This window comes from Lewinellaceae bacterium, assembly GCA_020636105.1.
GTDB lineage: Bacteria > Bacteroidota > Bacteroidia > Chitinophagales > Saprospiraceae > BCD1.
On sequence record JACJYL010000001.1, the window covers coordinates 1107177 to 1119410 of the forward strand.

8 protein-coding genes are annotated in these 12234 nt (G+C 42.5%); 5 read left to right on the top strand and 3 right to left on the bottom strand.

Features of this window, described 5'->3' with window-relative positions; genetic code table 11:
• The first annotated feature begins 19 nt into the window (after positions 1-19).
• The 5 genes from H6571_04035 (at position 20) to H6571_04055 (ending at position 8360) form a co-directional block, all read left to right on the top strand.
• Complete coding sequence (locus H6571_04035; protein MCB9322892.1) at positions 20-301, top strand: hypothetical protein; 282 nt, start codon at positions 20-22, stop codon at positions 299-301.
• Positions 301-2646 carry a hypothetical protein gene (locus tag H6571_04040; protein MCB9322893.1) on the top strand — a complete coding sequence of 782 codons (2346 nt, stop codon included), beginning with the start codon at positions 301-303 and terminating at the stop codon, positions 2644-2646. The genes H6571_04035 and H6571_04040 overlap by 1 nt, the downstream gene beginning before the upstream one ends.
• 13 nt (positions 2647-2659) lie before the next feature.
• Positions 2660-4207, top strand: a complete 1548-nt coding sequence (locus tag H6571_04045) for a S8 family serine peptidase (GenBank protein MCB9322894.1) — start codon at positions 2660-2662, stop codon at positions 4205-4207.
• 32 nt (positions 4208-4239) lie between these two features.
• Complete coding sequence (locus tag H6571_04050; protein ID MCB9322895.1) at positions 4240-4452, top strand: hypothetical protein; 213 nt, start codon at positions 4240-4242, stop codon at positions 4450-4452.
• Between the two features lie 92 nt (positions 4453-4544).
• Positions 4545-8360: a hypothetical protein gene (locus H6571_04055; GenBank protein ID MCB9322896.1), complete on the top strand. Its 3816-nt coding sequence runs from the start codon at positions 4545-4547 to the stop codon at positions 8358-8360.
• A gap of 227 nt (positions 8361-8587) precedes the next feature.
• Here H6571_04055 and H6571_04060 read toward each other — a convergent pair whose 3' ends face one another.
• The 3 genes from H6571_04060 to H6571_04070 form a co-directional block, all read right to left on the bottom strand.
• Positions 8588-9508 carry a hypothetical protein gene (locus H6571_04060; protein MCB9322897.1) on the bottom strand — a complete coding sequence of 307 codons (921 nt, stop codon included), beginning with the start codon at positions 9506-9508 and terminating at the stop codon, positions 8588-8590.
• A 244-nt stretch (positions 9509-9752) separates the two neighbouring features.
• Complete coding sequence (locus H6571_04065; GenBank protein ID MCB9322898.1) at positions 9753-10463, bottom strand: hypothetical protein; 711 nt, start codon at positions 10461-10463, stop codon at positions 9753-9755.
• Positions 10464-10991: 528 nt separating this feature from the next.
• Entirely contained in the window at positions 10992-12188 is a 1197-nt protein-coding gene (locus H6571_04070; GenBank protein MCB9322899.1) for an IS256 family transposase, read from the bottom strand.
• Positions 12189-12234 lie beyond the last annotated feature (46 nt).

Consider the following 12234-nt stretch of genomic DNA (forward strand, 5'->3'; position numbering starts at 1 on the left):
AATTTAAAAAAGGAACAAAATGGCTGATTTAAGCGGCATCACGGATTTGAACTTTACCGGCCTCATGCGCGGAGCTTATAAAGATCCTGTTTTTGGCCTGGAGGGAGTGGACGAGCTGGCCACTCTCGTGGAGATTCTTGATTGGCTTAGTGATCATGCCGGCGGCGGTGGCGGAATGACCATTTATGGTGAATTCGACGACGATGTGGCGGCCGCCGCCGGAGGGGTGCCCCTGAACGGATTTTATACCCTGTCCATCGCTTCCGGGTTTCATGGATTGGTTAAAAAAAGACTTACATAATGAAAAAACTGTTTTTGTTGTTTGCTTTTATTTTCGTATTCCGTTCCCTTTCGGCTCAATCGATTATCAAAGGGACGGGAACGATCTATTTTGCCGGCAAGGCAAGTATGGATCTTTATACTCCGAATATTAGTTTCGGGTCTGAAACAGCCATTACTGTCGATAATGGTAAGCCCTACACCTGGGACCGGGTACAGCATAAATGGATCCCCATAGACAACACGGGCACAGACGACCAGGTGATCAGCCTGGCGGGTACGACCTTAACCCTGGAAAACGGTGGATCCGTGGACCTGTCCACCTTGCAGGACGGCACCGGAACCGATAACCAGGTAATCAGTTTGGTGGGAACAACCTTAAGCCTGGAAAATGGAGGAAGCGTTAATTTATCCCTGGTTCAGGATGGCACCGGAACCGATGACCAGGTAATCAGTTTGGTGGGAACCACTTTAACCCTGGAAAACGGTGGATCCGTGGACCTGTCCACCTTGCAGGACGGAACCGGAACCGATGACCAGGTAATCAGTTTGGTGGGAACAACTTTAAGCCTCGAAAACGGTGGAAGTGTCAATTTATCCATCGTTCAGGATGGTGTCGGAACCGATGATCAAATCTTAAGCCTTGCCGGAACAACCCTTTCCATTGAAAGCGGAAACTCCGTAAATCTGTCTTCCTTGCAGGACGGAACCGGCACCGACGACCAGCAGATCAGTTTATCCGGTTCAAATTTGATTTTGGAAGATGGCGGAAGTGTCGATCTCTCCGCCCTGATCAGCGGTGGCGGCACTGATGACCAGTTGCTGAATCTTACCGGAACAACGCTTTCCATCGAAAGCGGGAACTCCGTTGATCTATCTATTTTACAGGATGGCATTGGTACGGACGATCAACAGCTCAGCCTGTCCGGAACAACTTTAACCCTTGAAGATGGCGGTAGCGTAAACTTGTCATCCCTGCAGGACGGAATCGGCACCGATGACCAGACATTGAGCCTGGCCGGAACGACCCTTTCCATTGAAAGCGGGAACTCCGTAAACCTGGCATCTTTACAGGATGGCATAGGCACGGACGATCAGCAGCTCAGCCTGTCCGGGGCAACTTTAAGCCTCGAAGATGGCGGAAGCGTGGATTTATCCATTTTGCAGGATGGCACCGGCACCGATGATCAGACTATAAGTTTGGCGGGAACAACCCTTTCCATCGAAAACGGTAATTCCGTAAACCTGTCATCCTTGCAGGATGGCACCGGCACGGATGACCAACAACTAAGCCTGGCCAGTAATATTCTGACCCTCGAAGACGGGGGAAGCGTGGATCTTTCCGGTTACCTCAATACAGATGACCAGACATTGAGTTTGACCGGAACAACCCTTTCCATCGAAGATGGTAATTCCGTGGATCTGGCTTCCTTGCAGGATGGCAATACGAATATTTATAATACCAATGGCAGCTTGCCGGCAGCCACTATAAGAGGGATTCAATTCGGCAGCAACGCCAGCCGTTTTAGATACCTGGATCCTGATAACCCGGATCAGTATTTTGAACTTTTTAATAACTCTACTCTTTCCGGAAAAGCCGGAATGTATATCCTGGATGATGACCTGGGATCCGATGGGAATATTGGCGAAATTGGCCCCTCTGTTTATGGGGTTCTGACGGCGGCCACCGCCAGCGTAAAAGGAAGTTTTGCCTCCCTGATCAATGCCCCCGGAACGACATTTTTTGCAGTGGACGGCTCAGATATAGCCAGGATACAGTCTTCCGTTTCTGATTATCGAATCGGGAACCCGGGCACTCCATCCTCCTTGTTAAGCAAAAATAATGCTTTGCTTAGAATCATGGTTTACGACCATACCACCGGAAAAGTTCAGTACAAAGAGGAATCCTCCATCGTGCCAACCATTCCTGCAAAGGGATATGCACAAATTGACAGAGCCAATACAGTGGTTTCCAATGCTTTCACCGCCGGATCATGGCAAACCATGACCACCGGTTTTGGATTCAATGAAACATCGAGTAACGCAACATTCACCTACACGGGAGGCACCGGCGCCATAACGTTTAACGGAACTTCCGGAGCGAATATAATTGTCTCTGCTTCCATTGGGTTTAAGTCAAGTAATAAACTGGGCGGGCTCGCCATTACTGTAGAAAAAGACGGCGCAATTCCGGCCACCCAGGAAAATCATATTGCCGACGGTGTGGGGTTCGCCTGGAACACTTTGCCCTATTATAAAATTTACAACAACGTGAGTAACGGTGCCGTCTTTAAACTTAGGGTAAAAAGCGATCTAACCGAGACTTTGGACCTAAAGAACATTCATCTTTCAATACACGAATTCTAATAAAAAAACAACTATGAAACGCTTTTTGATCATTTTGATGACCGTACTTTTTGCGGTCCCGTTATTTTCCCAGGAAATCGAAATTCCCCGGAGTTACGAACGTCAAATTAAACGCCAGTCCAAAAAGGTGGAACGCTTTGAAGAAAAGCATGATGTAGTATTAGACCCGGAGGCGACCATCCCGCTTTTACAAACCTTTGATAACAACCCGTCAGCCCTTGAAAACTGGGGGATAAAATACCTGGAGTTTGACCAATACAGGGAGAAAATCAAAGCAAAAAAAGATAAAAGAAAGGTCCTGATCGTCATCTTTGATACCGCCGGGGAATTGAAACACCCCTCCCTTTTAAAGGCCGCCCTAAAAGGATATTCATACACAGGTGAACCCCTGGCGGATGAGCATTGCCACGCCACCCATGTAGCGGGAATTATGGCTTCCGATTTTACCAATATCGGACTTTTGCAGGTTTTGATCAATGAAGGTTATGTGAAACTGCTCCCGGCCAAAATATTGCACAACCAGGGATGGGGCGACAAACCCGAAATCATTGCAGGGGTAAAGGACATCCTCAATAAAGTCCAGGTATATCTGGACAATGGATGGCTGGTGATTTTCAACAACTCCTGGGGAGGATCGCAGCTGATTGAGGAATTAGTTCCCCTTTATGCGGAAGCCGAAAAAAAGGGTATTATCGTATGCGCCGCTTCCGGAAATAATGGCAGCAGTCAGGTATCCAATCCGGCCTCCATCAAAAATGTTATTGCCGTCGGGGCTTTGCAACAGAATGAAAAGGGGGAAGTCAGCCGGGCACCTTATTCCCAATACGGGGAAGCACTGGAATTCGTGGCCCCGGGTTCCAATATTTACAGCACCTACAAAAACGGCAGTTTTGCCTTTCTCTCCGGCACCTCGATGGGAACACCGGAGGAAGTCGCTTGTCTGGCCATAACAGGGTCATACCACAGTCAAAACACCCCTTTGGAAATTGTTTCTCATGTAAGAAAAAACGCCAGGGATCTTCCACCGGTGGATAAGGATATTTTCACAGGTTACGGAAGTACGCCCATTGGCAACCTACTCGATAATATTCCTGAAAAAATTGGAGATGAACCCGATGACCCGGAAGATCCAGGCCAGGATAGCATGGTGATCAAAAAGGAAAGGATCATAACATTACCCATCAATGACCTGCAAATGGTCTGGGGCATTGGTTCCTTCAAAGATCAGCGCCCCATCAGGGTGGACCTGGTTTTGAATATCACTTCCGATCGCCTGGCAGAAATTACTCTCGACAAGACACTTGAGATCGCCAACAGCTTTTTCGGGCATACCGGTTTATCGTTCTCCGACAAAAAAGCCGACGTTTACGACGCAGCCGAATGGACGGCAAGATTCTTCCACAGGCATGCAAATGAGATACAGGACATTTATGCCTTAGGCATCAAACAGATTACCGTTACCGATAAAACAGGCCGGACTTTTATCCGATACGGCGAAGACCTGAAGATCTCAGAAAATGTACGATTTGAAGACATTCCGATCCTGACACAATTGAAATAAATCGAATTATAAAATTCAAAACCACTCACACTATGTTCACTAAAGACAAAAACACTACCATCGCCGGAATACTGGCTTTTATTTCCTTGCTGGCCGGTCAGCTTCAATCCATGTTTGATGCAGATCCTTTGACCAATCCGGAATGGTCCCTCATCGTTTCAGCCCTTTTTGTGCTGATCGGACTGTTCAGGGCAAAGGATTCCGCAAATGAGGAGCCTACAGAATTCAACAGAAGGAACACCTGATAAAGAGTAGTAAATAATTATCCTGAAGTTTACAATTTGGCGCGGGTAATTCACTTTTAGGTGAACTGCCCGCCATTTAAAGTACTTAACAAATGTCCTATCCATTTTCAAAATCAGACATCCCCTACAAAACGGCTTACGAAGCCCACAGAGGTACCTCATTTTCACCTGAGCGACGGGCGAAGGGTGACCAGGAAAGTTATTTCGAGGATCTGAAAAATGCGTATGAGGAGCTTCATGCCCTGGCCGTCAAATGGGATGCTGTGGAGAAGTTTGAAAAGCGGTTTGGCTATTTTGTGGATGGCTATAAAAAAAGATACCTGGACTATTTGTACAGCCAGCACGGTTGGGTAAGTACCATGATCGCCGGTCCTTCCAATTTCCCTGCAGCCCGGATGAATAAAAAAGGAGACCGGGTGCATAAGAAATTGAATGAACTGTTGTCTTACTACAACCTGCAGCTCAAAAAGATAAAAAACTACCTCAAACCCGCCCATCTCAAACCGGTCAAAACCGGGCAGGATGGCGCCATCGACATCCTCCAAAAACAACTGGATGACCGCATGGCTACCCAGGAAGCGATGAAAGCCGTCAATAAGATCGCCAAATCAAAGAAACTGAGTAAGGAGGAAAAGATCGAAAAGCTTAAAACCGATCTCAAATTTTCCGACAGTATGATTGCTGAAATTATGACCCCGGATTATGCCGGACGCATCGGATATCCGGGTTACCTTTTGACAAATAATAATGCCAACATCAAAAGGCTCAAAGGCCGGATCAGCGAAGAAAAGAAACTGGGAGTCCAAAGAGAGCAAGGCAATAAAGAACACAAATTCGACGGCGGATTGGTGATCGAAAACTATGACCAAAACCGCCTGCAGATCAAACACGATGAAAAGCCATCCAGGGAGATTATTCAGAAATTGAAGGCCCGTGGTTTCCGCTGGTCACCTTATTACGGGGTTTGGCAGCGCAATTTGAATACTACTCCGATGTTTTATGCCACTAACATCGTAGGAGAGCTGACACCGATCGCCCAGGAAACCGCCGAGCCTGAAAATGGGGTTGAAATAGAACTTTCTGAAGAAGAGCAAAAGCGTATTGAGGACCAGGTGAAAGAGCGGATGAAGGAAATAGAAACGGAAGCTGAGCCAAACAACAATGATAAATCCGCTACCCAATTAATCGATGAGGCCCTGGAATCGGTTCCGGAAAAACCGGCCAAAAAAATCAACCCGCAACCAGAACCTGCAGGAGAATATTTCCAGGCCAAAGGCAAAGCCTATGTGATCAGATTAGAATATCCCAACGCCCCTACAGACTGGGGAAAATTTAAGATGTATGAATGGGAAAGTTTTAATGACAATCCAGACATTAAAAATTCAGCAATGGATTTTGATGGAATGTGGATGGAAGTTAAAAACCCCAAAGCACTGGAGGAAATTTATATCCTTTACCGGCATTTGGAGTCGGAAAGTAAGGAGCCGGCGATTCCTTTGATTGATGCGGGCATCAAAATAGCCGTGCATTTGCATCAAAAAATAAAAAGGAATTTTGACCATTACAGGGTATCGATAAATGTAAAAAAATACTTCATAAGGATTGAACCGGAAGGAAACCGATCGGACCTGCCCAAAGTGATCTTTGAATTTTTCGAAAAAGCCTTTACAACTCCCAGGGGATATTTTGAGAAAGTCATTTTCACCACGGGTTACATTTGGCTGAAAAATGATGCAGATATAAAACAAGTCTTGGCCTTCATCGAAAAGGGTCCCCTGGGAAAACCTGCAACTTTAACAGAGGAAGCAAAGATTGTCAGAGCATTCATCAAAAAGAAATGGCCCACCTCTGCCAAAAAGATTAAAGTCTTAAGCAAGGTGGATAAGCGTTTATCCGCGAGAACGCATGTATTGATCGATTCCGGCAATACCCCGCTGGACTATAAATTAAAAGACTGGTTTTTCAAAGCCCTGGGAGAGCCCAAGGAGCCGAATAATGTGGTCAAAGCATACGGCATCGTTTTGTACCGGCCAGAGCTGTCGGTCATTGTAAAAGCCATCCAAAAAGAGGACGAAGTTCAAAGCCCCCAGGAAGATCACCAACCACTTGAACTAATAAAAGGTTACGCCGAAAAGGCCGAAGCCTACTTAAAAGCCGAATTCCCAAAATCGACAAAAACCATGAAAGTCTACAGACCTTTTGGCCGTAATTGGGTAGGCATTGAATTTGAAGAAAACCGACCCAAAGACGTTGAGCAGTTCTTCCTCCAGGCCCTGGATAAAAAACTCATCACGGAATTGGAATTATACCACACATTCCCGGATGACAAAAGCAAAATTTTGATCCATGGCAATGAATGGCCAGCCGTTTTTGACTATATAAAAAACAAAAAAAAGAAAGATTCCTCCAGGACTTCACCTCCCAAGGAGGAAAAAGAAAACTGTGCCCGGAAGTTCTACATCAACAAGATCCACACCGACCCGGCACGTTTCCAAAACCGGGAAAAGCTTAACCAGGAGATCATCAACGAGATCGCCGAAAACTTTGACTCCAACCAGTTCGACCCGGTGGTGATCTGGTACGACAAAAAAGCCGAAAAATGGTTTTTACTGGCCGGCCACCACCGACTGAAAGGAGCCGAAAAATCAGGCCGAAAGATGGTTAAAACCCGCTGTTTTGGAGGTTCGGAAGCCGAGGCCATCAAATATGCCAAAGAACTGTCCAATGCCAACAGGACGCTGGAGACGCCCATGGAGCGGGCAAAGATATATCGGGCCCAGATATCCAAAACCGATAAAAAGGAGCTGGAGCAAAAAGCCAAACGCCTGGAGGGCAAAAACTGGAACTATGTTTTAAACATCGCCTACTTAAAGCCCACAGGAAAGGTTGTAACGGCCCTGGCTGCCCTGGACCGCAACAGCGACAAGGTAACCCAGCAAAACCTGGAGAAGATCGCCGACTGGACCGGTGAGGCTCGTCGGTTGTTCCCCCAGCTGACCGATGCCCACGAGGATGAAATCTATGATTTCCTTTTGTCCAACTTCGCCAAGGCCAAAAGCATTTCCCGAAAAACGGACTGGATCACCAAAATAAATGCCATAGTCCACCGCCTGGACTTCGATCCGGAGGAGCCTTTGAACCTCAAAAGGATCGCCTACAAAACGCAGGGAGAAAGCGAATACGAGACGCAAATGTTTGCGATCGACGAAGAGATCAAAGCCGTGGAGAAAAGCAAACAGGCCCTAAAGGATCGCTTCAATGATCCCAAGGTGCCTGGGTATGTTCACCCGGATCTTCCGAGTTATGAGCAAATGCAAAAAGAGGCGGAACAGATTTCTGAAAAACTGGATCAGAAACTAAAAGCGCTGAGAAAGAAGAAACTGGACCTCATGCAACAAAAGGGCCGCATGATCAAAGGAGGCCTGGATCAGGGAAACCTTTTCGCCCAGGTGATCCAAAAAGTGGATGCAAAAGTCATTGAGATTCGAAAAGAACAAAATAAACCGACCGGAGCTTCTTATGATCTTTTGCATAAAGAGATCCATATCCTTTTCAGGAAAAAAGCAGATGAACCCAACGGCTTTCTTTTTGTCAGACAAAACCTGAAATACATAAAGAATATTTTGGAGGTAGCCAAAAGGGATAAGGTTGAATTCTCAACTTCTGATGTGATAAAATTGGGCATTATCATTCAGCCGATTTTACAAGGAGATAAAGCCATTGAAAATGATGTAGGACGATCCAATAAAAGAACCCTGGCCCCTACATTCAACAACCTGCTCCGCTGGACGGGAAACCCTGGCAGATACGATTTAATTGGGGTAGATACCTTTAAAAATGAAAAACCGACCCTCCTGGCAAGGAAGGTCAAAAAAGCACGAATATTTAATCTTTTAGGAATAAAGTAAATTTTAAAATTATGAATACTGAATTAACGACAGGACAGACGGTTATGGCTTATTTGATTTTGGTGATTGTTATTGCTGTTGGGGTGACGGTGGGGATTGGGGTGAGTAATCGGGTGTTATAATGATAGGGTGTAAAATATTACTCCGACTTCTGTAGGACTAAATTTATAATCTTCCTTGAACGGTCTCGGTCAGGCTTATATTTACACCCTCCTTTCAATCAAATTCTAATCAATCATTGGACGAATAAATGGAGTATTAGGTTTCTTCCTATATTGTAAATAATATAGTTTCTTATCCATTGTTTCCAATGTGCCATTAATTACTCTTTGACCATTTTCAAAGGTCCTTAATTGCTCCACTTGTATGTTATTCAATTCTTTAAATCCTGAATCTATGGAGTATCTTAAATTACTAATTGCGGATAAAATCTCATCCTTCATCCTATGTATTGCTTGTTCTAAATTACTAAAACCTGCAATTAGGATTTTTTGAGTTTTTCTGTGTTCCCAAATATTAGCAAATTCAAACTTCGTCTGTGCTTTCCTAATAACAAAATTATAGTCATCTAAAATTGAAGAAGAAATTGAAATATTTGTTTCAATTGGAAATGGAAGTGGAAAATTATGTTTTTTTTCTTCTAATATTTTCGAATAGATTTCACCATTAATAATCAATTGTTCAACTGCATCTTTATAACAGCCTAGAAAATTGCTGGACTCTTCTATTCTATCCCAAAATGGAGAAAGAGCATTATCAACAAAATCAACTTTAGCAAATTCAATACTTTTTTTTGCAGAAGCTTCAAAATAAGGTAGAATTTGATTAATTATTTCATTTGATCTTGCTATAATTTCATTAAGGCGACTACTTAACTTTTCTGCCTCTTCTTTAGCAGTTTTTATCCTTGCTTTTTTGTCATCTTGTTTGATGAATTGCCCCATTACCAACACCATAATAATAAATAGTATAACAAATAATTTTACACCTGGCCACCATATAAACAAAGAAATTATTATTCCCAAACTTGACATCCCAGCAGCAAATCCGGCAATAGCAGTTTTATATGAGCCTTGACCTTGACTTTGAATATGTTTATAATTAAAAAGATCGTCGGGTTCAACCTTATAATAGAATTTTGTCTTCATAGTTGATGCTATTGTTGTTTTTATTCTGCTATTGCTTATTCGACCATTTATACATTTTTAAAGAAGTATTAAATTAACGGTTAGATAGTTTTGGTGCAATTAAATTTACTCTGAAATACATTTGGAACACAGAAATATAAACCACACAGACAATTGTAGCTTATTTGGTTTTGGCCATTGTGATCGCAGCAGGGTGAGTTTGGGGGTAAGTATATTACTTGAAATTTTCAAAGCCGAAAAACTATTATTCTTGGCTTTCAGGAATAAAATTGATGTCCTCAAAAATAACCTGATTGATTCTTTTCCTTTGGTTATTAGATTTATTGATTACATAAAAAAATAATAAAATAAAAGAGCCTACAAATATTGCTTGTAAACAATAATTCTTTTGGAAAAACCAGGAAATAATAGCCGCCACTACCGCGAAAATCATTCCAATAAGAGAACCAATTTGGTCCTCCTTTATCCATCCTTGGTATTCTTTACCAAGGTTTTGAAGTTCAGGAGAAAAGTCAAGGGTAACATTTGTAACTCCATACCTATTATAGGTTATTCCAACCGCTAGCGCAAAGTAAATTGCTAAACAAATAAACCACCAAAATAATCCAATTGGCTGATTGTCAGTTGTTTTTTTAATATAAAGAAGTCCAAAAAGAAGAACCTCAGTAATCCCCAGTAATAATGGAAATACTGAATCCCAAACGTTTCCTCTAGAATTTGTTAGTGTAATTCCTCTACTCCATGTAAAATACGTAGTCATGGCCGCAGCGAGAGATGCTAGCCAAAACAATATGTACAACCACATGTTTGGCATCCCTGTAAAAATTTCAAGCAAAATCAAAGTCCCTGTAGCAAGTGTAGCACCTTTCATTACACTACCGATGTATATATAACCGTCACGATGGTAATTACGCAAACGCGAAACAACTTCTTGGTATGTAATTTGCTCGGACATAATATTAAAATTTTACTGTTGAAAACTAAATACGATAAACTAATTTGCCAGTTGATAGACCATTGCTTTTAATGGAATATGCAGTTAAATCCATGCAAAGAGTTTAAAATACAATTGACAAATTACATAATAAATAATTTAATATATTGAACCTGAGGAAAAGAAAAAGCGAAGTACTTTAATAAATAATAAGACTAATTAAATTAAAAAATTCTGACATAATTTGGATTAAATTTTAAAAACGTAAAAGTCATAATTTGATCAGATGCCCAGGTTTAAAATCAGTTTCCAACTGTAGCATTGCCAGCGAAATATCTATTGCCGTTCATATCCTCTGTACAATTCAGTATCTTCATCATAATCAGATCCCATTTCTGCACAACTTTTAACACTTACGGCTATAAAAACTAAAAAGCATAAAAAAAACAAAATTTGCATTAAGCAATTAGGGCTTGAGCCATCCTTCTTTTCAATAGACAGTATCCTATTAAGTGTGTAAATAAAAAATAGAGGGCTTCGCCCGAATTTTTAGATTTTGACTCTTTCGTCAAAAATAGCAATAAATTGGTTAAGAATAATGGGCCAGTTGCGAATCGGCATGGTCCATTTTTTCGTTATTTCAAAAATCGCCAGATAAACCGACTTTTTCAATGCATTATCCGTTGGAAAAGACATTTTGTTTTTGGTGTATTTTCTGATTTTTCCGTTGAGATTTTCAATCAAATTTGTGGTATAAATGATCGTTCTAATTTCAAGAGGGAAGTCAAAAAAAGTGGTCAGCTCATCCCAGTTATTATACCATGATTTAATAGCGTAAGGATACTTGTGATTCCATTTTTCATCAAAGTCCTTTAGAGCTGCCTGGGCGGCTTCTTTGGTCGGTGCTCCATAAATGGTTTTCATGTCTTTGGCAAAAACCTTACGATCTTTCCAGACAACGTATTTGGAAGCATTCCTGATTTGGTGCACGACACAAATTTGAGTGCTCGTTTCAGGAAAAACACTTTTAATAGTCTGGGTAAAACCGTTGAGATTATCCGTCACGGTAATTAAGATATCTTCTACGCCCCGAGCTTTGATATCGGTCAGTACGCCCATCCAAAAACTGGCGGCTTCACTTTTACCCAACCACATGCCCAAAACCTCTTTCCTCCCGTCTTTCTTGAGTCCTACGGCCAAATAGACTGTTTTATTGGTCACTCTGGAGTTCTCACGGACTTTAAAAACAATCCCATCCATCCACACGATTAGATACTGAGATTCCAGGGGGCGATTTTGCCAGGCAATGATATCCTCGGTCACCTTATCGGTGATTTTGGAGATGGTAGACGTAGAGATGTTGAAGTCATACAAATCCCGAATTTGTTCCTCAATATCGGCATTGCTCATCCCTTTGGCATAAAGTGAAATTACGATCGATTCAATGCCTTTAGCCAGCCTGGATCGTTTAGGAACAATCTGAGGTGTAAAACTTCCATCCCGGTCTCTGGGCACCTCGATTTCAGATTCGCCATAGGAGGTTTTGATTACTTTTTTAGAATTGCCGTTCCGGGCATTTGGATTGTCGCTCCTCTGGTGTTTGGCATAATCCAGATGGGCATCAATTTCTCCTTCCAGCATTTTTTCAATGCCGCGTTTGTGAAGCTCACTGAGGAAAGATTCTAACTCATCCCCAGTCTTAAATTGCTTCAGGAAATCATCGTTTAATAGATCTTCTTTTTTCATCATCAGTAAAGTATGTTTTAAAATTACAAAAAATTAAAATAGGGGG